Source organism: Phaeospirillum tilakii (assembly GCF_042683125.1).
GTDB lineage: Bacteria > Pseudomonadota > Alphaproteobacteria > Rhodospirillales > Magnetospirillaceae > Phaeospirillum > Phaeospirillum tilakii.
This window is the reverse complement of record NZ_JBHUIY010000002.1, coordinates 184,271-206,311: the sequence shown is the minus strand read 5'-3', so window position 1 is coordinate 206,311 and position 22,041 is coordinate 184,271. Positions and strand designations below refer to the sequence as shown.

Annotated in this window: 20 protein-coding genes and 1 tRNA gene; 11 read left to right on the top strand and 10 right to left on the bottom strand. The window is 68.4% G+C overall.

Going from position 1 to position 22,041, the window contains the following annotated elements; genetic code table 11:
* Nucleotides 1-5: 5 nt before the first annotated feature.
* Nucleotides 6-368: a rhodanese-like domain-containing protein gene (locus tag ACFSNB_RS02010; protein ID WP_377313995.1), complete on the bottom strand. Its 363-nt coding sequence runs from the start codon at nucleotides 366-368 to the stop codon at nucleotides 6-8.
* A 174-nt stretch (nucleotides 369-542) separates the two neighbouring features.
* On the opposite strand from ACFSNB_RS02010, the gene ACFSNB_RS02005 reads away from it, so the two are divergent.
* The 3 genes from ACFSNB_RS02005 to ACFSNB_RS01995 all read left to right on the top strand — a co-directional run bounded on the left by ACFSNB_RS02005 (nucleotide 543) and on the right by ACFSNB_RS01995 (nucleotide 3,816).
* On the top strand, nucleotides 543-1,082 hold the full coding sequence (locus ACFSNB_RS02005) for a serine O-acetyltransferase (RefSeq protein WP_377313993.1): 540 nt from the start codon (nucleotides 543-545) through the stop codon (nucleotides 1,080-1,082).
* A 321-nt stretch (nucleotides 1,083-1,403) separates the two neighbouring features.
* Nucleotides 1,404-2,711, top strand: a complete 1,308-nt coding sequence (locus ACFSNB_RS02000) for a Fic family protein (RefSeq protein ID WP_377313991.1) — start codon at nucleotides 1,404-1,406, stop codon at nucleotides 2,709-2,711.
* 436 nt (nucleotides 2,712-3,147) lie between these two features.
* Nucleotides 3,148-3,816, top strand: a complete 669-nt coding sequence (locus ACFSNB_RS01995; RefSeq protein ID WP_377313989.1) for a hypothetical protein — start codon at nucleotides 3,148-3,150, stop codon at nucleotides 3,814-3,816.
* A gap of 170 nt (nucleotides 3,817-3,986) precedes the next feature.
* On the opposite strand, the gene ACFSNB_RS01990 is transcribed toward ACFSNB_RS01995, so the two are convergent.
* Nucleotides 3,987-4,060, bottom strand: a tRNA-Gln gene (locus ACFSNB_RS01990).
* 63 nt (nucleotides 4,061-4,123) lie between these two features.
* Nucleotides 4,124-4,924, bottom strand: a complete 801-nt coding sequence (locus ACFSNB_RS01985; protein ID WP_377313987.1) for a class I SAM-dependent methyltransferase — start codon at nucleotides 4,922-4,924, stop codon at nucleotides 4,124-4,126.
* 113 nt (nucleotides 4,925-5,037) lie between these two features.
* Here ACFSNB_RS01985 and gloB point away from each other — a divergent pair, with 113 nt between their 5' ends.
* Both gloB and ACFSNB_RS01975 read left to right on the top strand, forming a co-directional pair.
* Nucleotides 5,038-5,811, top strand: coding sequence for a hydroxyacylglutathione hydrolase (gloB, locus tag ACFSNB_RS01980; protein ID WP_377313985.1), 774 nt, complete (start codon nucleotides 5,038-5,040; stop codon nucleotides 5,809-5,811).
* 148 nt (nucleotides 5,812-5,959) lie between these two features.
* Nucleotides 5,960-7,396, top strand: coding sequence for a carbohydrate porin (locus tag ACFSNB_RS01975; RefSeq protein ID WP_377313983.1), 1,437 nt, complete (start codon nucleotides 5,960-5,962; stop codon nucleotides 7,394-7,396).
* Between the two features lie 73 nt (nucleotides 7,397-7,469).
* Here ACFSNB_RS01975 and ACFSNB_RS01970 read toward each other — a convergent pair whose 3' ends face one another.
* Both ACFSNB_RS01970 and ACFSNB_RS01965 read right to left on the bottom strand, forming a co-directional pair.
* On the bottom strand, nucleotides 7,470-8,225 hold the full coding sequence (locus tag ACFSNB_RS01970) for an ABC transporter permease (RefSeq protein ID WP_377313981.1): 756 nt from the start codon (nucleotides 8,223-8,225) through the stop codon (nucleotides 7,470-7,472).
* Nucleotides 8,222-8,941, bottom strand: a complete 720-nt coding sequence (locus ACFSNB_RS01965) for an ABC transporter ATP-binding protein (RefSeq protein ID WP_377313979.1) — start codon at nucleotides 8,939-8,941, stop codon at nucleotides 8,222-8,224. The genes ACFSNB_RS01970 and ACFSNB_RS01965 overlap by 4 nt, the downstream gene beginning before the upstream one ends.
* 374 nt (nucleotides 8,942-9,315) lie before the next feature.
* On the opposite strand from ACFSNB_RS01965, the gene ACFSNB_RS01960 reads away from it, so the two are divergent.
* The 6 genes from ACFSNB_RS01960 (at nucleotide 9,316) to rodA (ending at nucleotide 16,557) form a co-directional block, all read left to right on the top strand.
* On the top strand, nucleotides 9,316-10,860 hold the full coding sequence (locus ACFSNB_RS01960; RefSeq protein ID WP_377313977.1) for a 2-isopropylmalate synthase: 1,545 nt from the start codon (nucleotides 9,316-9,318) through the stop codon (nucleotides 10,858-10,860).
* A 102-nt stretch (nucleotides 10,861-10,962) separates the two neighbouring features.
* Nucleotides 10,963-12,003 (top strand): rod shape-determining protein, encoded by a 1,041-nt coding sequence (locus ACFSNB_RS01955; protein WP_377313975.1) that lies wholly within the window; start codon nucleotides 10,963-10,965, stop codon nucleotides 12,001-12,003.
* A gap of 95 nt (nucleotides 12,004-12,098) precedes the next feature.
* The gene (gene mreC / locus ACFSNB_RS01950) at nucleotides 12,099-12,983 is read left to right on the top strand and encodes a rod shape-determining protein MreC (RefSeq protein WP_377313973.1); all 885 of its coding nucleotides are present in this window, start codon (nucleotides 12,099-12,101) and stop codon (nucleotides 12,981-12,983) included.
* Nucleotides 12,980-13,495, top strand: coding sequence for a rod shape-determining protein MreD (gene mreD / locus ACFSNB_RS01945; protein WP_377313971.1), 516 nt, complete (start codon nucleotides 12,980-12,982; stop codon nucleotides 13,493-13,495). Before mreC ends, mreD begins: the two co-directional genes overlap by 4 nt.
* Before the next feature lie 9 nt (nucleotides 13,496-13,504).
* Entirely contained in the window at nucleotides 13,505-15,397 is a 1,893-nt protein-coding gene (mrdA, locus tag ACFSNB_RS01940; RefSeq protein WP_377313969.1) for a penicillin-binding protein 2, read from the top strand.
* Nucleotides 15,397-16,557, top strand: coding sequence for a rod shape-determining protein RodA (gene rodA, locus ACFSNB_RS01935; RefSeq protein WP_377313967.1), 1,161 nt, complete (start codon nucleotides 15,397-15,399; stop codon nucleotides 16,555-16,557). Before mrdA ends, rodA begins: the two co-directional genes overlap by 1 nt.
* A 181-nt stretch (nucleotides 16,558-16,738) precedes the next feature.
* On the opposite strand, the gene ACFSNB_RS01930 is transcribed toward rodA, so the two are convergent.
* The 5 genes from ACFSNB_RS01930 to ACFSNB_RS01910 all read right to left on the bottom strand — a co-directional run bounded on the left by ACFSNB_RS01930 (nucleotide 16,739) and on the right by ACFSNB_RS01910 (nucleotide 21,972).
* Nucleotides 16,739-17,530, bottom strand: a complete 792-nt coding sequence (locus ACFSNB_RS01930) for an ABC transporter ATP-binding protein (protein ID WP_377313965.1) — start codon at nucleotides 17,528-17,530, stop codon at nucleotides 16,739-16,741.
* Nucleotides 17,531-17,541: 11 nt separating this feature from the next.
* On the bottom strand, nucleotides 17,542-18,393 hold the full coding sequence (locus ACFSNB_RS01925) for an ABC transporter permease (protein ID WP_377313964.1): 852 nt from the start codon (nucleotides 18,391-18,393) through the stop codon (nucleotides 17,542-17,544).
* Nucleotides 18,390-19,361 (bottom strand): aliphatic sulfonate ABC transporter substrate-binding protein, encoded by a 972-nt coding sequence (locus ACFSNB_RS01920; RefSeq protein WP_377313962.1) that lies wholly within the window; start codon nucleotides 19,359-19,361, stop codon nucleotides 18,390-18,392. Before ACFSNB_RS01920 ends, ACFSNB_RS01925 begins: the two co-directional genes overlap by 4 nt.
* Before the next feature lie 66 nt (nucleotides 19,362-19,427).
* Nucleotides 19,428-20,648 carry an MFS transporter gene (locus ACFSNB_RS01915; protein ID WP_377313960.1) on the bottom strand — a complete coding sequence of 407 codons (1,221 nt, stop codon included), beginning with the start codon at nucleotides 20,646-20,648 and terminating at the stop codon, nucleotides 19,428-19,430.
* The gene (locus ACFSNB_RS01910; protein WP_377313958.1) at nucleotides 20,617-21,972 is read right to left on the bottom strand and encodes a B12-binding domain-containing radical SAM protein; all 1,356 of its coding nucleotides are present in this window, start codon (nucleotides 21,970-21,972) and stop codon (nucleotides 20,617-20,619) included. Before ACFSNB_RS01910 ends, ACFSNB_RS01915 begins: the two co-directional genes overlap by 32 nt.
* Between the last annotated feature and the right edge of the window lie 69 nt (nucleotides 21,973-22,041).

Here is a 22,041-nt window from a genome sequence, read left to right as displayed (position 1 = left end):
CGCGGTCAGACCGTCTTCGGCTCGATCGCGCCGGTGGCGGGGTTGATCCCCAGCAGCGGCAGGCCGGCCGCCTTCCACGCCGCGATCCCGCCGGCGATGTGATGGGCCACCGGGAAGCCGGCCTCGACCATCCGCCGCGCCGCCATCCCCGACCGCTTCGCCGTGCCGCACTGCAACAGGATGGTCTTGGCGCCGCCGACCGGCAGCGCCTTGGGATCGAAGGTCGCCAGTGGGAACAGCAACGCGCCGGGAATCCGCTCGAAGCCGTATTCATAGGGCTCGCGCACGTCGATCAGCACCGCCTGTTCCAGATCCAGCAACCGCTTGGCCTCGGTCGGGGAAACCTCGACCACCCTCTCGTCGCTCATGATGTCCTCGCCTTATATCCATGTCCGTTAATATTAAGGCGATCTAATTTCCGCGCCAAGCGGGGAATCCCGGCCGCACCAGCGGGCGAACCGGCTGGAGGCGCAACGCGTCCGGCGGTAGAAAGGAAACGGGGGGTGGTGCGGGACCGCCGCCGCGACGGGGGGAACTCAAGGATGGACTCGATCCGCGCCAAGCTCGCGATGGACCTGACGGTGTGGGCCGACGGCCTGGGACGGGAGCGCACCCCCCGGTTGGCGATCCGGCTGGCCTTGATCGAGCCGGGCTTCCAACTGGCGCTGTCGATCCGGCTCCAGGAACTGGTCGGACGAATCCCGCGCATCGGCACGCTGTGCCAGCGGATCGTCTGGTATGTCACCTGCATGATGACCGGCTCGGACGTCGATCCCGACGCCCGCATCGGCGGCGGGATCTTCTTTCCCCATCCCTACGGGGTGGTGATCGGCCAGGAAGCCCGCCTCGGCCGCCGGGTGACGATCCTGCAAGGGGTGACGGTGGGACGCAAACGGCCCGACACCGGCATGCCAACCATCGGCGACGGGGTGACGCTCGGCGCGGGCGCGGCGATCCTCGGCCCGATCACGCTGGGCGACGCGGTGATGGTCGGCGCCAACGCGGTGGTGCTGACCGACGTTCCCGCCGGCCATCGCGCGGTCGGCGTCCCGGCCCGGATTCTGCCGCCCGAGCAACCCTGATCGATGCCGCTCGCCCCCGACGCCGATTTGCGGGCTCTGCCCGCACCCGCTGGGGCCTTGAGGCCCCAGACCCCGGAACATTTTGCGTCTCAACAAAAAAGGAGGTCCGGAGCATCGCTCCGGGCGGGGCCGGGGCGGCAGCCCCGTGAAGAGATTCCCGGTTTTTGGCGTAGACCAAGTATAAAAAGCGCTCGAGACTGGTCCAAGAACGAAAGTACCATCCGGAACCGTCAGTAATGGATGGCGGAAGGCCCCGCGCGCAGATCGGCGGAAACGGCACACGCTGAGCCTGAAAGCCTAAGAAAGACGGGGAGATGGATCGTGCCGACCGAAACGGCAGCAGGATCGGCATATGCACGGGTGCATAAATCAAAAAAAAGTGTCATATCTGCGACATCGTCTATTTCGCAGATCGGCAATTTGATGGAAGAAAACGAACCGGTGTCGCGGATCGAGCCTTGCCGCCTCGAACAGATCCCCGAGGCTCTGGGGGACGTAATCGCGGACCTGAAGGCAGAAGCGACACAACTGGGCAATCGTCTGGCACCATCGACCGCGCGAGCCCTGGCCTCGCTCGTGAGAGCCATGAACACCTATTACAGCAACCGGATCGAGGGCCACAAGACAAGCCTGCGGGAGATCGAGCGGGCGATGGAAAACGATTTCGACGAAGACCGCCGCGATCTTCAGATGGAGGCCAGGGCCCACATGCGGGTACAAGCTGAAATCGAATCCAAGTTCGCGCGGAGCGACTTGGAACCACCAACCAGCGTTGCATTCATACGCTGGCTGCATGGCGAGTTCTACCGCGACCTCCCCGAAGACCTCAGGATCATTCGAGCCAAGGATGGCCGGAATTTGCTGATGGCTCCAGGCACCTTCCGCTGTCCGGAACAGGATTTACCGGGGCAGAAAACGGGCGTCGGTCGCCATGATCCGCCGTCAAGCCATCGGGTCGAGGCGTTCATGTCGTATTTTGAGGAGCGGTACAGGCTGGACACCATGGGGTCCAGCCAGCGGATCATTGCCATGGCCGCCGCGCACCACCGCCTCAATTTCATCCACCCCTTTTACGACGGCAACGGACGGGTGAGCCGCTTAATGAGCCACGCAATCGGGCTCGCTGCCGGGATCGGCGCGCACGGCCTATGGTCGGTCTCTCGGGGCCTTGCACGCGGGCTGGCTTCGCCTGACGAGTATCGGGCAAAGATGGAACAGGCAGACCTAACGAGACGCAACGCCCTGGACGGGCGCGGCAACCTGTCGCAGGAAACGCTGATCGATTTCGTCCACTGGTTCCTGTCCGTGTGTCTGGACCAGGTGCGTTTCATGGGGGACCTATTCGATCTGGATCACCTGCGCGACCGACTGCGCCTGTTCACAGTGAGCCAAGGACTCCGGCCTGAGTCGGTCGGCATCCTGGATGAGGTTGTGATCCGTGGCGAGATGCCCCGCGGCGATGCCAGCCGGGCAAGCGGACTGCCGGAGCGGACTGCGCGTGATGTCCTGGCAGCCTTGGTTGCCAACGGCGTACTCGCCTCCGAGACCCCCAAGGGACCGGTATCGCTGCGCTTTCCCGCGCATGTCGCTGAAATTGTGTTCCCCAGGCTTTATGCCGAGGCAGCATAGGGCCAGATGTCTGCCCCACGCGGGGGAATTCCTCACAAGCCGCCGAGCCCCCTGCAACGGACTTATCCCGCCCGGCCAATGAGCTGACCCGTTGGGTGCGGCTGTGGATGGCTATGCCGCACCGATGGTCGGCGGTCCGTTCGTAAAACCGCTCCCGTGCCCCCCCCTCCTCCGCGTCCTCAAGATCGCGCTTGCCGGTGACGACGACCACATCGCTCTTCGCGCTCTTGATCGTTGGTGCGTGCCGTCCACCCTTGCTGGTGCGCTGGTAGAACGTCACGGCACCATCGAGGATTTTGATCGGGTCGGACATCGCGCAAGCTCACATCAGCGTCCATACGGTCTGCTGGCCGCATGGGACGAGCTTCTAATATACTGCCAACGCAGGAAATGAACAACGCGGCCCTGGCGCGCGTTTGGCAAAGGCGGGGGCGAGATGAACTGGATCAATGATGTTAATTGGTCAACTGTTGGCTCTCTGATGCAAGGTGTTGGCACGATCGCCGGAGCCGCAGCCGTCATCATCGCCGCCAACCTCGGTTCCAACACCTTCAACAGTTGGCGGCAGCAGAAGCTATCCGAGAGACGAATTGAACAGGCCGAACGAATTCTAACGGCGACTTACAAGGCGCGACGCGAATTATCATACGTTCGAAGCCCCCTTATGTTGGGGCACGAAATATTAGCTGCACGAGATAAGCTTAAAGAAACCGGCAGCTGGCCTACCTATGAAAGCGAGCAGGGGCGTTTTGAAACGACTCAAGCCTACTATAATCGCCTGAATTCTGCGATCGATTCCAGACAAGGGCTTGATGAATGTCGGGCTATTGCGCGGGCGCTTTTTGGTGAAGAATTGGAGGCTGCAATAGATACGTTAAATAGGCAGTTCCACATCGTTCGCGTATCCGTTGACTTAAAGGCTCGAGACCGCGGCGACTCTGATTCAAAATTTAGAAACAAGATAGATTCTGACCTGTGGGAGGGGTATCCCTGTCGAGAAAAAAATGAAATGGACAGAATCATCGCGGAACAAGTTGTGACTATTGAGCGTATTTGCATACCAATTCTACGGCTAGAAGGAGAGGGCGAAATTCGGCAGCATTAAGTAAACAGATCTCACCAAAAGGTGAAAATCAAACCATTAAGCTCGTATCAGCGCCCCCACGGTCTGCTGGCCGCGCGGGACGGGCTGCTGATGTACCGCACACGCGCAAAACGAACAACGCGGCCGAGGGCCGCGTTTGTTAGGTCACTGATTTTTCAGGAAAGAGACGGTGGCTGGGGGACTAGGATTCGAACCTAGACTGGCGGAGTCAGAGTCCGCTGTCCTACCATTAGACGATCCCCCAATTGGCCTCGTCGTCGGAGGCCGCCCTTATAACGTGGTCATTCGGGGAGATCAAGCGGGAAATTCACCGCCGGAGCGGATCCTCCCAACGCGGCGTCAGCGCCGGATCGACCGTGCGCGGCAGCCCCTGCGGCAGCGGCAGATAGCTCCGCCGCCCGCCGCTGCGCTCGCGTCCGGCGGCGCCGGCATAGATCTGCTTGGCCGCCTCGATCATCAGCACGCCGCCGAACGCCTCGCACCAGCGCCGGCCCAGCCGCTCCACCGCCGGCGCCGCCTTCAGCAGCATCGGCGAGGCGGTCGGCGGCAGGAACAGCGCCGAGCCGTGGTCGAGCGGGGTGAACATGTTGTCGCGCAGCATCCGGACCAACTGGCCCTGGGTGAAGGGGCGGCCATTGCCGAACGGGGTGCGCTCCAGCCGCGACCAGATGCCGCGCCGGTTGGGCACCACCACCACCAGCCGGCCGCCATCGGCCAGCACCCGCCATGCCTCGCGCATCACCGCCCGCACCTGCTCGGTCGATTCGAGGGTGTGGACCATCAGGATGCGGTCGAACGAGCGGTCGGGCAGCGGCAGGTCGGTTTCGTCGCCCAGCGCGGTCAGGCCGCGCCCCTCGGCCGGCCAGGGCAACACCCCCTGGCTGGCCGGCATCAGCGCGATCACCCGCTCGGCCTCCCCCAGGAACACCCGCAGATAGGGGGTGGCGAAGCCGAGCCCGAGCACCCGCATCCCGCCGACATCGGGCCAGAACAGCCGCAGCCGGGCGCCGATCAGCCGCCGCGTCACCTGCCCCAGGCCGGTGGCATAGAAATCGCGCAGATCGACCACGTCGGTCCACATCGGCGAACAGCCCATTGCCTCATGCATCTGTCGGCGCTCCGTCCCGCTCCTTCCGCCTTGGCGCGGCCATCACGATAGGCGTTTTGCCCGGGCGGTGCTACAACCGGACGAGCGCCCCACCACGCGGAGAGAGCAGCATCATGGCCAGGCTGGTGGTCGAAACCGTCGCGGTGCTGTCGGACAATTACGTCCATCTGCTGCACGAGCCCGACAGCGGCGCCACCGCCGCGGTCGATCCCGCCGTCGCCGCCCCGGTGCTGGAGCGGCTCGACGCGCTGGGCTGGCGGCTCAGCCACGTCCTGCTCACCCACCATCACGGCGACCATACCGGCGGCGTGCCCGATCTGGTCCGCCGCACCGGCTGCGCCGTGGTCGGCGCCGCCCGCGACGCCGACCGCCTGCCGCCCCTCTCCGACGAGGTGGGCGAGGGCGACACCTTCCTGCTCGGCGGCGCCGCCGCGCTGGTGCTGGCGGTGCCCGGCCACACCAGCGGCCATCTCGCCTTCTGGTTCCCCGACAGCCACGCCTTGTTCTGCGGCGACACCCTGTTCTCGCTCGGCTGCGGCCGCCTGTTCGAGGGCAGCGCCGCCGAATTGTGGGACTCGCTGCACAAACTGCGCGAGCTGCCGGCCGAGACCCTGGTCTATTGCGGCCACGAATACACCGCCGCCAATGGCCGTTTCGCCCGGCTGGTCGAGCGCGACAACCCCGCTTTGCTCGCCCGGATCGCCGAGGTCGAGGCACTGCGCGCCCGGGGCTGCCCCACCGTGCCCAGCGCGCTGGCCGACGAACGCGCCGCCAATCCGTTCCTCCGCGTCGATGAACCCAGCGTCGCCCGCGCCGTCGGCATGGCCCCCGGCACCGATCCGGTGCGGGTGCTGGCCGAGCTGCGGCGGCGCAAGGACGTGTTCTGAACCACCCCTGTTGTTTTTTTGCAACAGGCCCCCGAGATAAGAGTCTGGCCGTCCCGGGCACCCTTGCGCCGCCGGGGCGGGATTGTTATGCAAACGGAAGATTTGCGAACGTTTCGCATTCGCGACAATCCGGAAGGGGATTTGCAGCATGATCCACGCCCACCACAGGGTCACCACGCGCGCCGGGCTGCCCGCCGTGCTGTTCACCGGGCTCGCCCTGCTCGGCGGCCTGTCCGCCACCCCGGCCCGGGCGGCCGAGGAGGGAGCGGCGGCGGCCCAGGACGACGCGGCGGCGGTCGAGGCGCCGAAGACGTTCTGGACCCGTGACACCCTGACCGGCGACTGGGGCGGGCTGCGCACCAATCTCGAGGAGCACGGCATCACCGTGGCCGGCACCTACAGCGCCGAGGCGCTGGGCAACCCGTCCGGCGGCGCCAAGCAGCGCGGGGTGGCGTTCGGCATGTTGCAGATCGACGTCGAAGCCGACCTCGAAAAGCTGGCGGGATGGCAGGGGGGCCTGTTCCATGCCAGCGCGATCAACACCCACGGCCGCCAGTTGAGCGCCAATTTCCTCAACAACTGGATCGCCTCGCGCGACATCGAGACCTCGCCGACCACCCGCCTGTTCGCCCTGTGGCTGCAACAGAGCTTCTTCGAGGACGCGGTGTCGCTGCGCGCCGGTCAGGTGCCGATGCAGGAGGAATTCTTCAACTCGACCTATGCCGCCAACCTGATCGGCAGCCCGTTCGGATGGCCGGGATCGTTCGCCGCCAACATGCCGAGCGGCGGCGGCGGCTATCCGCTGGCCAATCTCGGCGCCCGGGTCAAGGTCAAGGCCACCGACAATCTGACCCTGCTCGGCGCGGTGTTCTCGGGCGATCCGGCCTCCGGCATCGATTCCAGCCTCAACGAGGACCCAACCCGTCACAACGCCAACGGCATCGACTTCACCTGGAACCAGCCGCCGGTGTGGTTCGGCGAGGCCCAGTACGGCTACAACCAGGGCAAGGATGCCTCAGGCCTGCCCGGCACCGTCAAGGTCGGCGGTTGGTACTATAATGGCGGCTTCAACGACCAACGCTTTGACGACAACGGCCAGTATCGGGCGGTCTCCGGCGCCGATGGCCGCCGCCTGCATGGCAATTGGGCGGCCTATGCCATCCTCGACCAGATGCTGTGGCGCCGCCCCGGCAGCGAGGACGGCGGGCTCGGCTTCTTCCTGCGCGGCTCGCTGATGCCCGACGACCGCAACCGCATGCCCTATTACTTCGACACCGGCCTCGCCCTGAAGGGCACCTTCGAGGGCCGCGACAGCGACGTCGCCGCGCTTGGCTTCGCCTATGGCGCCGCCAGCCGCCGCCTCGCCAGCTATGATTCCGACCTGACCGCCCTCGGCACCTATACCCCCCGCCAGGATTACGAGGCGATGCTGGAAGTCAGCTACCGCTATTCGGTGACCCCGTGGTGGACCCTGGTGCCGGACGCCCAGTACATCTTCCACCCCGGCGCCACCGCCACCGACGACACCGGCAAGGTGATGGACGACGCGGTGGTGGTCGGCCTGCGCACCGTGTTCACCCTGTAAAAAAGAAAGAAGAGGTCCGGAGGCTCCGCCTCCGGGCGGGGTGCGGGGCGGCGGCCCCGCTTCCTCCGGCGCCTCACTCGCGATAGCGCGTCACCAGCCACACCGCCCACCCCAGCAACACCACGACGAACCCACTCAACACCCCGAGCCCGCCCAGCGCCGTCGCCGTCAGCCCCGGCTCGCGCAGGGCGAGGACGGCATGGGTCAGCGGCAGCAGATGCAGCGGCGCCGCCAGCCAGACCGGCAGGCTGGCGAGCGGAAAGAAGGTGCCGCAGAAGAACCCCATCGGGGTAATCAGGAAATTGGTGTAGGTGGTGTGTTCCTCGGTGCTGCGGGTGTTGAGCCCGATCACCAGCCCGAGCCCGGCGAACAACGCGGTCTCCAGCAGCAGCGCCAGCGGGATCACCAGGGTCGGTTCCGGCCGCCAGCCGGCGGCGAGCCCGGCCGCCCCGACCAGGGTGGCGGCGAACAGCCCCCGGGCCACCCCGGCGCCGATGGTGCCGGCCACCACCGCGAGCGGCGTCACCGGGGCCAGCATGATGATCTGCCAGGTGCGGTGATAGAAGCGGGCGATGTTGATCCCGCTGGCCACCGCGGTGAAGGCGTTGCTCATCGCCGCCATCGCCATCAGGCCGGGCACCAGGAAGGTCAGGTAGTCGCCGCCCTCGATCCGCACCTGCCGGCCGAGGCCGAGCCCGAACACCACCAGATACATCAGCGGCGTCACCAAAGCGGAGACGACGAAGGTCGGCCGCGACAGCTTGGCGCGGTAAAGCTGCATCTCGCGCCGGAAGATCGCCCCGGCCTCGGCCAGCCCCGCCCCGCTCATGCCGCCGCTCCGGCGCCGAGCGCCACCACCACGTCCTCCAGCCGGGGCCCGCCGAAGCGGCCGACCAGTTCGGCCGGACTGCCCAGCCCGGCGAGACGCCCCCGGGTCAGGATGCCGACCCGGTCGCACAGCGCCTCGGCCTCCTCGACATAATGGGTGGTGAGGATCACGGTGCAGCCCTGGTCGCGGATGGCGCGGATCATCGCCCACAGCTCGCGCCGGATCGCCGGGTCGAGCCCGGTGGTCGGCTCGTCGAGCAACAGCACCCGGGGATCGGTCAGCAAGGCGCGGCCGATCACCAGCCGCCGCCGCATCCCGCCCGACAGGGCATTGACCGGGCGGTCGGCGTGGGCGGCCAGCCCGATCCGCTCCAGCATCGCCGCCACCGCCGCCCCCGGCGCCGCCAGCCGGTGCAGCCGGGCCTGGAACAGCAGGTTCTGGCGCGGGCTGAGGTCGCGGTCGAGATTGTTCTCCTGAAACACCACCCCGATCAGCCGCTTGACCCGCGCCGCCTCGGTCACGGTGTCGTGGCCGCCGACGCAAAGCCGCCCGCCATCCGGCCGGGCCAGGGTGGCGAGCAGCCGCACCAGGGTGGTCTTGCCGGCGCCGTTGGGGCCAAGCAGGCCGAACGCCTCGCCCGCGCCGATGGCCAGATCGATCCCGTCGAGCGCCACCAGCGCGCCATAGCGTTTGACCACCGCCTCGACCCGGATCATCGCCGCCCTCCCCCGCCTGACCGACCGGGCCCCAGGGTGGCCATCCCCGCCCGGGCCGGCAAGGTTTAATCATGGCTGTGCCGCGCCGCGACGATCCTGTTGACAGGGTGACGGAAAACGGACTTCCTTGTCACCCGGTGGGAGCGCGACCCGTTTCGGGGCCGCCCCACCCCGGCCGGCCTCCGCGCCCGCGCCGGCGGCCGGGTGGCTCCTCGCCCGGCCTGGCTTTCCGGGGATCAGCGCTCCGTGAGGGTCGGAGGGACCGGATCCGTGACACCGCTCACGGACGGGCCGGTATGGGATCGGGCAGAACCGTCCCCGGGCGGCGGCGCAAGGCGCGCGCCGGGACCGGGGCGAACGAGGTCGAGCGAGTGATGGACCGCAACCGTGTGATCATTTTCGACACCACCCTGCGCGACGGCGAACAATCGCCCGGCGCGTCGATGAACCAGGACGAGAAGCTGCGCATCGCCCTGGCGCTGGAGGAGATGGGAGTCGATGTGATCGAGGCCGGCTTCCCGATCGCCTCGGTCGGTGATTTCGAGGCGGTCGAGGCGATCGCCCGCCGCGTCCGCCGTTCGGTGGTGTGCGGCCTCGCCCGCGCCACCCGCGGCGACATCGAGCGTTGCGCCGAGGCGCTGCGCCCGGCCGAGCGCGGCCGCATCCACACCTTCATCTCCACCAGCCCGCTGCACATGAAGTACAAGTTGCAGATGGAACCGGAGGCGGTGCTGGCCAAGGTGTCCGACTCGGTGGCGTTGGCCCGCTCGCTGGTCGAGGACGTCGAATGGTCGGCCGAGGACGGCTCGCGCACCGAGCCCGATTTCCTCTGCCGCTGCGTCGAGGCGGCGATCAAGGCCGGCGCCCGCACCATCAACATCCCCGACACCGTCGGCTACAGCGTGCCCGAGGAATATGCCGCGCTGATCGCCCTGCTGATCAACCGGGTGCCCAACATCGATCAGGCGATCCTGTCGGTCCACTGTCACAACGACCTCGGCCTCGCCGTCGCCAATTCGCTGGCGGCGGTGGCGGCCGGCGCCCGCCAGATCGAATGCACCATCAACGGCCTGGGCGAGCGCGCCGGCAACGCGGCGATGGAAGAGGTGGTGATGGCGCTGCGCACCCGCGCCGACCGCCTGCCCTACACCACCGGGATCCGCACCGAGCACATCACCCGCGCCTCGCGGCTGGTCTCGACCATCACCGGCTTCGTGGTCCAGCCCAACAAGGCGGTGGTCGGCAAGAACGCCTTCGCCCACGAATCCGGCATCCATCAGGACGGGGTGCTGAAGCATGCCGGCACCTACGAGATCATGACCCCGGACTCGGTCGGGCTGGTCCGCTCGCATCTGGTGATGGGCAAGCATTCCGGCCGCGCCGCCTTCCGCGCCAAGCTGCGCGAGCTGGGCTACGACCTGCCCGACGCGGCGATCGAGGACGCCTTCGGCCGCTTCAAGGATCTGGCCGACCGCAAGAAGGACGTGTTCGACGAGGACATCGTCGCCCTGGTCGACGACGCGGTGGTGCGCGGCAACGACCGGCTGCGCCTGGTTTCGCTCGAAGTGTTGTGCGGCACCCGCCACAACCCGCCCGAGGCCGAGCTGGAACTGGCGATCGATGGCGCGGTGCGCAAGGTCCGCGCCACCGGCGACGGCCCGGTCGACGCCACCTTCAACGCGATCAAGGCGCTGGTGCCGCACGAATCCCGGCTTCAGCTGTTCCAGGTCAGCGCGGTGACCCAGGGCACCGACGCCCAGGCCGAGGTGACGGTGCGGCTGGAGGAAGACGGCAAGACCGTCAATGGCCAGGGGGCCGAAACCGACACCCTGGTCGCGGCGGCGCGGGCGTATCTCAACGCCCTCAACAAACTTCTGGTCAAGCGCCAAAAAACCGCCCCTGACCCGGTCCCGGCATGATATAGCAGCGGCCATCAGGGAAAATCGAGGATCGGCGGTCGCCACGGCAAAATGCCGGACGGCGGCACGGGATGAACGGCATCGGATGGTGAGCGAGGGATTATGTTTCCGAACCTGACGGGGTGGTTTTCGGCCGACATGGCCATCGATCTGGGAACCGCCAACACCCTGGTCTACGTCAAGGGGCGCGGCATCGTGCTCAACGAGCCGTCGGTGGTGGCGATCGCCGATGAAAAGGGCAAGAAGAAGGTGCTGGCCGTCGGCGACGAGGCCAAGATGATGCTGGGCCGCACCCCGGGCTACATCCAGGCGATCCGCCCGCTGCGCGACGGCGTGATCGCCGACTTCGAGGTGGCGGAGGAAATGATCAAGCATTTCATCCGCAAGGTTCACAACCGCCGCTCCTTCGCCAGCCCGCTGGTGATCGTCTGCGTCCCCTCCGGCTCGACCGCGGTCGAACGCCGCGCCATCCAGGAATCGGCCGAAAGCGCCGGCGCCCGCCGGGTGTTCCTGATCGAGGAGCCGATGGCCGCCGCGATCGGCGCCGGCCTGCCGGTGACCGAGCCGACCGGCTCGATGGTGGTCGACATCGGCGGCGGCACCACCGAGGTGGCGGTGCTGTCGCTCGGCGGCATCGTCTATTCCCGCTCGGTCCGGGTCGGCGGCGACAAGATGGACGAGGCGATCATCGCCTACATCCGCCGCAACCATAATCTGCTGGTCGGCGAAGGCTCGGCCGAGCGGATCAAGAAGGAAATCGGCTCGGCCTGCTCGCCCGAGGACGGCGAGGGCCGGACGATGGAGATCAAGGGCCGCGACCTGATGAACGGCGTCCCCAAGGAGCTGATCATCAGCGAGCGCCAGATCGCCGAAAGCCTGGCCGAGCCGGTCGGCGCGATCATCGAGGCGGTCAAGGTCGCGCTCGAGCACACCGCGCCGGAACTGGCCGCCGACATCGTCGACAAGGGCATCGTCCTGACCGGCGGCGGCGCCCTGCTGGCCAATCTCGATTACGTCCTGCGCCACGCCACCGGCCTGCCGGTGTCGATCGCCGACGATCCGCTGTCCTGCGTGGCGCTCGGCACCGGCCGGGCGCTGGAAGAAATGCCGAAGCTCAAGAACGTGCTGACCAGCATGTATTGATCCGGTCACCCTGGCATCCGCCCCGGCGGATGGTGTAAGGTCGGTCGGGCCGGGGGCATGCTGGCGCGGCCGACTTTTCATGTTGGAGGAGCATGGTGAAGCAGTCGAGTGCGGCAGGTCGTCTCGCCACGGTGAGGCTGCTCGCGCAACGCTTCGCCTTTCTGACCCTGATCGCCGGCGCGTTTGCCCTGATGATGCTGGGCAAGGCCGACATCGTGCTGGTCGAACGGGCGCGGACCCTGGTGGTCGATGCCCTCGCCCCGCTGCTCGAGGCGGCAGCGCGGCCGGCGGCGACGGTGGCCCGGATCACCTCCGGGGTGCATGAACTGGCCAACCTGCGCGCCGAGAACGCCCGGCTGCGCGAGGAAAACGCCCGGCTGATGCGCTGGCAGACGGTGGCGCGCAAGCTCGAATCCGAGACCGAGGTGCTGCACCAGCAGCTCAACGTCGTCCCCGATCCCGATCCCGCCTTCGTCACCGCCCGGGTGATCGCCGATCCCGGCACCGCCTTCGGCCATTCGATGCTGCTGTCGGCCGGCAGCCGCGACGGGGTGCGCAAGGGTCAGGTGGTGCTGTCGGGCGAGGCGCTGGTCGGCTACATCGCCGAGGTGGGCCTGCGCTCGTCGCGCCTGCTGCTGATCACCGACATCAACGCCCGCGTTCCGGTGGTGGTCGAATCGACCCGCACCCGCGCCGTGCTGGCCGGCGACAATTCGGCCCGGCCCAAGCTCAATTACATCGTCGGCAACCCGGCGATCGCGGTGGGCGACCGGGTGGCGACCTCGGCCTCGGGCGCCGCCTTCCCGCCCGGCCTGCCGGTCGGCGTGGTGGTGTCGGTCGGTGAGGGCGGGGCGCGGATCGAACCCTTCGTCCGCCGCCACCAGCTCGATTTCGTCAGCATCGTCGATTATGGCCTGGGCGGCATCCTGCCGACCGACCGCCCCCCGCCCGAGCGCCGGCGGCGGGGGAGGGAGGAGTGAAGCCCTCGGTCTGGGTGCGGATGGACACCTGGGTGCGTCACCTGATCCCCGCCAGCGCCACCCTGTTCCTGCTGCTGCTGACGGTGGTGCCGCTGCGCATCCCCGCCTTTTCCGGCATCGCGCCGATGCTGCCGCTGATGGGGGTCTATTACTGGGCGATCTATCGCCCCGATTTGCTGCCGGCCTGGCTGGCCTTCACCATCGGCCTGCTGGCCGACATCATCGCCGGCACGCCGCTCGGGGTCGAGGCGCTGGTGCTGCTGCTGGTGCAGGGCACCGCCGCCCGGCAGCGCCGTTTCTTCCTCGGCAAATCCTTCGCGGTGACGTGGTGGTCGTTCGGCCTGCTCGCCGCCGGCGCCACCGGGCTCGATTGGCTGCTGGTGTCGCTGCTCGACGGGCGGATGCTCGATCCCACCCCGGTGCTGGTGGCCTATTTGCTGACGCTCGGCTGTTTCCCGTTGCTGACCTGGGCATTGGCCCGGACCCAGATGGCCTTCCTGCTCGAGGTCTGAGCCCCGCCGATGTATCACGACAATGACCGTGCCAAGCTGTTCTCGCGCCGGGCCATCATGCTGGGCGCCGGCAAGGCGGCCCTGATCACCGGTCTGGCGGCGCGGATGTATTACCTCCAGGTGATCGAAGCCGACAAATACGCGATGCAGGCCGAGGACAACCGCATCACCACCCGGCTGCTGGCGCCGCCGCGCGGGCTGATCCTCGATCGCAACGGCATCCCGATGGCGATCAACCAGCAGAATTACCGGGTGATGGTGGTGGCGGAACAGACCCCCTCGCTCGATTACACCCTCGACGCGCTGAGCCGGATCATCCCGATCGGCGAGGCCGAGCGCGCCCGCATCCACAAGGAGGCGCGGCGGCGGCGCAGCTTCGTTCCGGTCAGCGTGCGCGAGAACCTGACCTGGGAAGAGGTGGCCCGGATCGAGGTCAACGCCCCCGATTTGCCCGGCATCGTCATCGATGTCGGCCAGAGCCGCTATTATCCGCTCGAGGGGCTGGGCGCCCACATCGTCGGCTATGTCTCGGCGGTGTCGGAGAACGACCTGACCGACGACGATCCGCTCGAGGAGCTGCCCGGCTTCCGCATCGGCAAGGGCGGCGTCGAGAAGATCTACGACATGGCCCTGCGCGGCCGCGCCGGCACCTCGTCGCTCGAGGTCAATTCGGTCGGCCGGGTCCATCGCGAGCTGGAGCGGCACGAGGGCGAGCCGGGCATCGACCTCCACCTCACCCTCGACATCCGCCTCCAGCAATATGCGGCGCAGCGGCTGGGCGACGAGAGCGCGGCGGCGGTGGTGATGGACATCCGCACCGGCGAGGTGATCGTGATGGCCTCGACCCCGTCGTTCGACCCCAATTCGTTCAATCGCGGCCTGACCACCGACGAATGGAAGGAACTGTCGACCAATCCGCGCGCGCCCTTGACCAACAAGGCGATCGCCGGCCAGTTCGCCCCCGGCTCGACCTTCAAGCTGGTCACCGCCCTGGCCGCGCTCGAATCGCGCGACATCACCCCCGACATGCGGGTGCTGTGCACCGGCCACATGCAGCTGGGCAGCATCAAGTTCCATTGCTGGAAGAAGGAAGGCCACGGCTCGCTCGATCTGGTCGGCGCGCTGAAGAATTCCTGCGACGTCTATTTCTACGAGGTGGCGCGCCGGGTCGGCTTCGAGAAGATCGCCGAGATGGCCCGCCGCTTCGGCCTCGGCGCCCCCACCGGGGTCGATCTGCCGTCCGAGCGCGCCGGCAACATCCCCGACCGGGCCTGGAAGCGCAAGGTGATGAAGCAGCCCTGGCATCCGGGCGAGACCCTGATCAACGCCATCGGCCAGGGCTATGTCACCTCCACCCCGATCCAGCTCGCGGTGATGACGGCGCGGATCGCCAATGGCGGCTTCGCGGTCAAGCCGCACGTCGCCCGCGACCTGGTCGAGGACAAGACGGTGCGGCCGCGCGTCACCCCCGACTGGCCCAGCCTCGACGTCTCGCCCCAGTCGCTGGCGCTGGTGCGGCGCGGCATGTTCGCGGTGTCGAACGAGCCGGGCGGCACCGCCTACAAGGCCCGCATCACCGAGGAAGGGATGTGGCTGTCGGGCAAGACCGGCTCGGCCCAGGTCCGCCGCATCAGCATGCGCGAGCGTGAAACCGGGGTGAAGAAGAACGAACAGCTGCCGTGGAAGGAACGCGACCACGCCTTGTTCGTCGCCTATGCCCCGGAGGAAAATCCGCGCTACGCCATCGCGGTGGTGGTCGAACATGGCGGCGGCGGCTCGGCGGTGGCGGCCCCGATCGCCCGCGACATCATGCTGGAGGTCGAGAAGCGCGACCTCGCCCGCGCCGCCGCCGAACCGGCCGGACCGCCCGATCCCGGCGCCGACGACCTGCGGAGGTTCTGATGCTGTCCCTGCCGCGCCTGCCGCTCCGCCTCAACCGCGCCGACATGTCGGTGCGGGAAAAACTGTGGCAGCTCAACTGGTCGCTGATCGCGCTGCTGACCGCGGTGGCCTGCATCGGCTTCGCCACCCTCTATTCCGCCGCCGGCGGCTCGCTCGAACCCTGGGCGCTGAAGCAGATCGTCCGCTTCCTGGTCGGCATGACGATCATGATCGGGGTGGCGGTGGTCGATCTGCGCTTCTGGGTGCGCTACGCCTACCTGTTCTACGGCATCGCCGTGGTGCTGCTGGCGCTGGTCGAGATCAAGGGCACCATCGGCATGGGGGCGCAACGCTGGATCGATCTCGGCTTCATCCAGCTCCAGCCGTCCGAGATCATGAAGATCACCCTGATCCTGGCGCTGGGACGCTATTTCCACGGCGCCACCCTGATCGAGATCGGCCGGCCGCTGTTCCTGCTGCCGCCGCTGGCGATGGTGATGCTGCCGGCGGTGCTGGTGCTGAAACAGCCCGACCTCGGCACCGCGATGATGCTGGTGATGTCGGCCGGGGCGGTGTTCTTCATGGCCGGGGTGCGGCTGTGGAAGTTCGCCCTGGTGGTGGCCTCGGGCCTGGGGGCGATCCCGCTGGCCTGGGAGTTCCTGCGCGAATATCAGAAGAAGCGGGTGCTGATCTTCCTCAACCCCGAGGACGATCCGCTCGGCGCCGGCTACCACATCACCCAGTCGAAGATCGCGCTCGGCTCGGGCGGGCTGTTCGGCAAGGGCTACATGGACGGCACCCAGAGCCGGCTCAATTTCCTGCCGGAAAAGCAGACCGACTTCATCTTCACCATGTTCGCCGAGGAATGGGGGATGATCGGCGGGCTGGTGCTGCTGTCGCTCTACGCTTTGCTGGTGGCGTTCGGCTACGCCATCGCGCTGCGCTGCCGCTCGCAGTTCGGGCGGCTGATGGCGCATGGCATCACCACCACCTTCTTCCTCTATTTCTTCATCAACATCGCGATGGTGATGGGGCTGGTGCCGGTGGTCGGCGTGCCGCTGCCGCTGATCTCCTACGGCGGCACCGCGATGCTGTCGCTGCTGTTCGGCTGGGGACTGGTGATGAGCGCCTACATCCACCGCGACCTGCCGATCTCCCGCCGCGGGCTGCACGACGACTGAGCGACAGCGAGGCTCCCGCCCGAGTTCCGTCTCTTGCGGGGCTGCCGCCCCGGCCCCGCCCGGAGGCGGGCGCCTCCGGACCTCCCCTGTTTTTATCAATAAAATCAAAGGGGGTTTGGGGCATCGCCCCAAATGGGCTTGGGCGAGTGCCCAACGAGGGAGCCGTCAAGGACGGCCGCTCCTAAATCTCGTAGGCGAAGGGGTGGTCGGACTCGGCGAAGAACTCGCGGTAGATCTCGCGGCGCAATTCGACGAAGGCCGGGCTGGAACGGTCGCGCGGCCGGGGCAGCGGCACGGTCAGGCGGCGCTTGATCGTGCCGGGGCGCGACGACATCACCACCACCTCGTCGCCGAGGAAGATCGCCTCGTCGATGTCGTGGGTCACCAGGATCATCGTCGTGCCCCGGGCCTGCCAGATCCGCAGGATTTCCTGCTGCATCTGGATCCGGGTCAGGGCATCGAGCGCACCGAACGGCTCGTCGAGCAGCAGCACCCCCGGCTGGTTGACCAGGGCGCGGGCGATCGCCACCCGCTGCGCCATCCCGCCCGACAATTGGAACGGATAGGCGTCGGCGAACCCGGCCAGCCCGACCAGTTCGAGATGGGACTGGACCCGGGCCCGCACCTCCGCCCGGGGCAGCCCCTTGAGGGCGAAGGCAAGGTTGCCAGCCACCGTCAGCCAGGGCAGCAGCCGGTGTTCCTGGAACACGAAGCCGCGATCGAGCCCCGGCCCGGTCACCGTCCGGCCGCCCAGCCGGACCGGGCCGCCCTCGGCGGTTTCCAGCCCGGCGACGATCCGCAGCAGGGTGCTCTTGCCGCAGCCGGAGGCGCCGACGATGGCGACGAAGCGCCCGGCCGGGATGTCGAGCGCGATCGAGCCGAGCGCGGCGACGCTGCCGGTGGGCAGGCGGAAGGTTTTCGACAGCGGGCCGATCGACAAATGGTCGGCCCGGCTGGCGGCGGATCGGGACATCGCGTCTCTCCTCAGGCGCCGGTAAAGGTGGCTTTCCAGGTGATCAGGCGGCTTTCGATCAGCTTGAGGGCCAGATCGAGCAGCTTGCCCATCGCGCCGATGGTGATCATCCCCACCAGCACCCGGTCGGTCTGCGACAATTGGCGCGCATCCATGATCAGGTAGCCGACCCCGCTCGAGGCGGCGATCAGTTCGGCGGCGACCACGCACATCCACGCCACCATCAGCCCGACCCGCAGCCCGGTCATGATCGCCGGCAGGGCGCCGGGCAACACCACATGGGTGACGAAGCGCAGCCGGCTGACCTCGAGGATCCGGGCCAGCTCGACATGGCGGTGGTCGGTCTGGCGGATGCCGTCGATGGTGTTGATCAGCACCGGAAACAGCGCGCCGAGGAAGATGATGAACACCTTGCCGCCCTCGCCGATGCCGAACCACAGGATGGCGAGCGGGATCCAGGCGATCGGCGGGATCGGCTTGATCAGCTGGACCAGCAGGTCGGTGGCGTGGTCGAGCCGGCGCGACAGGCCGATCGCCACCCCAAGCGGCAGCCCGACCAGGGCGGCGACGGCGAAGCCTTCGAGCACCCGCAGCAGGCTGATGCCGAGATGGCGCGCCAGTTCGCCGCTGGCGGCGAGATCGACGAACGCCACCACCACCTGCGACGGCGGCGGCAGCAGGATCGGCCGGATCGCCCCCAGCGCGTACAGCGCCTGCCACAGGGCGAACAGCGCCAGCGGCAGGGCGACATAACCGGCGGCGCGGCGCAGCCCGGCGCCGGAGCGGGCGCGCCGCGCCCGACCCTCCCCCACCCCGGCCCGCGTCAGCCCGGGCCCGACGGCCAGGCCGGCGGAGTCGCTCACTGGTCGGCTCCGGCCGGGACCAGGGTGCGGTCGGCCCAGGCCTCGATGTCGACCGGGGCCCGGATCAGGCCGATCGAGCGGTAATAGGCTTCCGACTTCTTGAGATCGGCGATGTCCTCGTCGTGGATCGCCGGAGTGAAATCGAGCTTGGGCAGCAGCTTGACCAGCAGGTCGGCCGGCAGGCGGGTGTCCTCGGTCAGCAGCTCGGCCGCCTCCTTCGGATTGCTCTTGATGAAGGCGGCGGCGCGGGCATAGGCGCGCAGCACCGCCTCGGCTTCCGCCCGGTGGGTCTTGAGGAAGTCGGCGGCGACGATGATCACCAGGATCCCCTTCTTGATCCCGGTGCCGTCGGCCAGCACCCGGATGGTGTGCTGGGCCTCGCCCCGGCTGATCACCGGCTCCCACACCGCGCCGGCATCGATCGCGCCGGAGACGATCGCCGGGGCGATCTCGGCGTTGGGCAGGTTGACCAGTTCGACGTCGGAGAAGGTCAGGCCGCCGCTTTCCAGCACCAGCGCCAGCAGATGCTGGGCATAGGAGCCCTTGGTCACCGCCACCCGCTTGCCCTTCAGCTCGCGGGCCGACCGGATCGGCGACTGCGCCCCCACCACCACGGCGAGGCTGGTCGGGCTGCTGGCCGACAGCGCCGCCAGCCGGGTGTCGATCCCCACCGCCTTGCCGATCAGCGCCGGGGTGTCGCCGAGGAAGCCGAAATCCTGCTGGCCGGCGGCGAAGGATTCATTGATCGGCGGCCCGGCCGGGAACGAAGCCCATTTCAGTTCGACCCCCGGCTTGACCTTGGCCAGTTCCTCCTCCAGCCAATGCTTCTGCTTGGCGACGAAGATCGGGGCGTATTGCGGGATCGGCTGGGTGGCGAAGCGGATCTGGTCGGCGGCGCGGGCGGCCGGACCGGTGGCGGCAAGGCAGAGGACCACCGCCAGCGCGGCGAACAGGGGGGAAAGTCTCACGGCGGGCTCCTTTTGACTATTTATCTAGTAGATAATTGCACATTCTCGACATCCCCCGCAATCCCGTCAGGCCGGGGCGGGCGCGGCGGCGGGCGGGGTATCGACGATCGGCCAATGCAGCAGGGCGGCGAGCAGCCCCAGCCCTGCGGCCACGGCCCACACCGCGCGGTAGGAGCCGGTGGCGTCGAACGCCCAGCCGCCGGCCAGCGCCCCGGCGAACGAGCCGAGCTGATGCGACAGGAAGGCGACACCGAACAGCAACCCGAGCGCCCCGGTGCCGAACAGCCGGGCGATCACCGCGCTGGTCAGCGGCACGGTGGCCAGCCAGGTCAGACCGGTAAGGACGGAGAACAGCGCCAGACTGGCCGGGGTCAGCGGCGCCAGCAGCAGGATCGCCACCGCCAGCGCCCGCAGCAGGTAGAGCAGCACCAGCAATCGGGCCGGCGAGCCACGCCCGCCCCACTGGCCGAACAGCCAGCAGCCGGCGACGTTGAACAGCCCCATCGCCGCCAGCGCCCAGCCGCCGGCGGCGGCCGGCTGGCCGCACAGCACCAGATGGCCGGGCAGATGCAGGCTGATGAAGGCCAGTTGGAAGCCGCAGGCGAAGAAGCCGATCACCAGCCGGCGATAGGACGGGCTGGCCCAGGCGGCGGCGAGGGCACCCCGCGCCGGGGGCGGCGCGACGGGGCCGCCACGCCCTGGCCGGCCGGCACCGAGGCCGAACGCCAGCGGCGCCATCAGCAGGGCGAGGGCGGCCATCGCCGCCAGGGCGGCGACCACCCCGTTGCGCTCGACCAGCCAGCCGACCACCGGCGGCACCACCACCTGCCCGCAGGAACCGAGCGCGATCGCCAGCCCCATCGCCTGGGCCTGACGCCGGGGCGGGCTGGCGCGGCCGACCAGGGCCAGCACCACCGGAAAGCTGGCGGCGGCGAGGCCGAGCCCGACCGCCCCACCCGCCCCGGCCAGCGCGGTGGCCGGGCTGGCGGCCCAGGCGGTGGCGGCCAGCCCGGCGGCGAAGGCCAGCGCCCCGGCCCCCACCACCCCGCGCGCGCCGTGGCGGTCGGCCAGCCCGCCGATCAGCGGCTGAACCAGCCCCCACAGCAGGTTGTGCAGGGCCATCGCCAACGCGACGGTGGCCAGCGGCCAGCCCTGGAACAGGGCGTAGGGCTGCACCACCACCCCGAGCCCGGCGCGCAGGCCGATCGCGATCGCCATCACCAGCCCGCCCAGCAGGATCAGCCGCCAGGGCAGCTCACGCGGCGTTGCGGCGGGTGAAGTGATCATTGATTTCGGCATAAAGCTGCTTCAGCCGCGCCGGGGGAATGGCGCAGACCCCGTCATAAGCCTCGGTGAAATGAACCCGGGCATGGTCGAGGGCAAAGGGCTGGATCCGCCCTTCGGCGACCAGATCGTCATACAGTTTCGAGCCGGGCAGCGGGCTGTAGATGCTCCAGCTCCAGCGGTCGAGTTCGATCGAACGGGCAAGGTCGAAGGTCTGGCGCACGTCCTCTTCCGCCTCGCCGGGGATGCCGATCATGAAGAAGCCGAACACCCGGACATGGCGGCGGGCCATCGCCACCTTGTCCCGGATCTGCGCGACGGTGATGCGCTTGTCGAGCCGGGCCAGACTGCGCGGCGAACCGGATTCGATGCCGAGATCGATCTGGCTCAGCCCGGCCGCCTTCATCATCACCAGTTCGTCCTCGTCGAGCAGGTCGATCCGGGTCAGCGCCTGCCATTCGATCCCGACCTTGCGCTCGACCATCTGGCGGCAGAATGCGCGGGTCCAGGATTTGCGCATGTTGAAGATGCTGTCCTTGAACCACACCCCCTCGATGCCGTAGGCGTCGCGCAGGGCGATCACCTCGTCGACCACCCGGCCGGGCGACTTGAACCGCCAGCGCCGCCCCATCGTCTGCTGCACCGCGCAGAAGGTGCAGGCATAGGGGCAGCCGCGCGACAGGATCATCGAGATGCCGCGCACCCCGCGCAGCACGGCGTTGTGCTCGATGTAGCGTTCGATCGGGAAGGCGGCGTAATCGGCCGGCGGCAACAGGTCGAGATCGGCGACCGGCGGCGCCTTTTCCACCACCCGGACCCCGCCGCCGACCCGCCGGCACAGCCCCGGCACCGCGTCGAGCCCCGCCCCGCGCTCCAGCGCCGCCACCAGCCCGGCCAGGGCCTGCTCGCCCTCGCCGCGCACGACGTAATCGACATGGGGATCGGCCAGCACCCCGGCCGGGTCGAGGGTGGGATGAACCCCGCCCAGCACCACCGGCACCGCCGGCAGCATCCGCTTGGCCAACTCGGCCACCCGCAGCGATTCCGGCAGGGTCGGAGTCATCGCGGTGATGCCGACCAGATCCGGCCGCTCGCGCGTCAGCGCCGCCGCCAGCGCCTCGCTGTCCATCATCAGCCCCTGCATGTCGAGCAGGATCACCGTGTGCCCCTCCCGCTTGAGCGCGGCGGTGAGATAGGCCAGCCCGAGCGGCGGTTCGAACGGCGCGACATAGAGATTGCCGCCCCGGATCCAGTCGACGTAATCGGCGAAGCGGTTGCGGAACGCGTCCCCGTCGAAGAAGGCGGGATTGATCAGCAGAACCTTCATCACGCACTCCTTGCGACCAGCAACGGGGTCCAGGGGTCCTCCGGCCCCTGGCGGGCGTGGGCGGCGCCC

Bases quoted from the DNA above. Each gene is read 5' to 3' on its own strand.
- gloB (WP_377313985.1), top strand. From the start codon at position 5,038: ATGGCCAGGCTGGTGGTCGAAACCGTCGCGGTGCTGTCGGACAATTAC.
- ACFSNB_RS01985 (WP_377313987.1), bottom strand. From the start codon at position 4,924: ATGCATGAGGCAATGGGCTGTTCGCCGATGTGGACCGACGTGGTCGAT.
- ACFSNB_RS01970 (WP_377313981.1), bottom strand. From the start codon at position 8,225: ATGAGCGGGGCGGGGCTGGCCGAGGCCGGGGCGATCTTCCGGCGCGAG.
- ACFSNB_RS02005 (WP_377313993.1), top strand. From the start codon at position 543: ATGGACTCGATCCGCGCCAAGCTCGCGATGGACCTGACGGTGTGGGCC.
- mrdA (WP_377313969.1), top strand. From the start codon at position 13,505: ATGTATCACGACAATGACCGTGCCAAGCTGTTCTCGCGCCGGGCCATC.
- ACFSNB_RS01910 (WP_377313958.1), bottom strand. From the start codon at position 21,972: ATGAAGGTTCTGCTGATCAATCCCGCCTTCTTCGACGGGGACGCGTTC.
- rodA (WP_377313967.1), top strand. From the start codon at position 15,397: ATGCTGTCCCTGCCGCGCCTGCCGCTCCGCCTCAACCGCGCCGACATG.
- ACFSNB_RS01965 (WP_377313979.1), bottom strand. From the start codon at position 8,941: ATGATCCGGGTCGAGGCGGTGGTCAAACGCTATGGCGCGCTGGTGGCG.
- ACFSNB_RS01960 (WP_377313977.1), top strand. From the start codon at position 9,316: ATGGACCGCAACCGTGTGATCATTTTCGACACCACCCTGCGCGACGGC.
- ACFSNB_RS01955 (WP_377313975.1), top strand. From the start codon at position 10,963: ATGTTTCCGAACCTGACGGGGTGGTTTTCGGCCGACATGGCCATCGAT.
- ACFSNB_RS01915 (WP_377313960.1), bottom strand. From the start codon at position 20,648: ATGATCACTTCACCCGCCGCAACGCCGCGTGAGCTGCCCTGGCGGCTG.
- ACFSNB_RS01930 (WP_377313965.1), bottom strand. From the start codon at position 17,530: ATGTCCCGATCCGCCGCCAGCCGGGCCGACCATTTGTCGATCGGCCCG.
- ACFSNB_RS01975 (WP_377313983.1), top strand. From the start codon at position 5,960: ATGATCCACGCCCACCACAGGGTCACCACGCGCGCCGGGCTGCCCGCC.
- ACFSNB_RS01995 (WP_377313989.1), top strand. From the start codon at position 3,148: ATGAACTGGATCAATGATGTTAATTGGTCAACTGTTGGCTCTCTGATG.
- ACFSNB_RS02010 (WP_377313995.1), bottom strand. From the start codon at position 368: ATGAGCGACGAGAGGGTGGTCGAGGTTTCCCCGACCGAGGCCAAGCGG.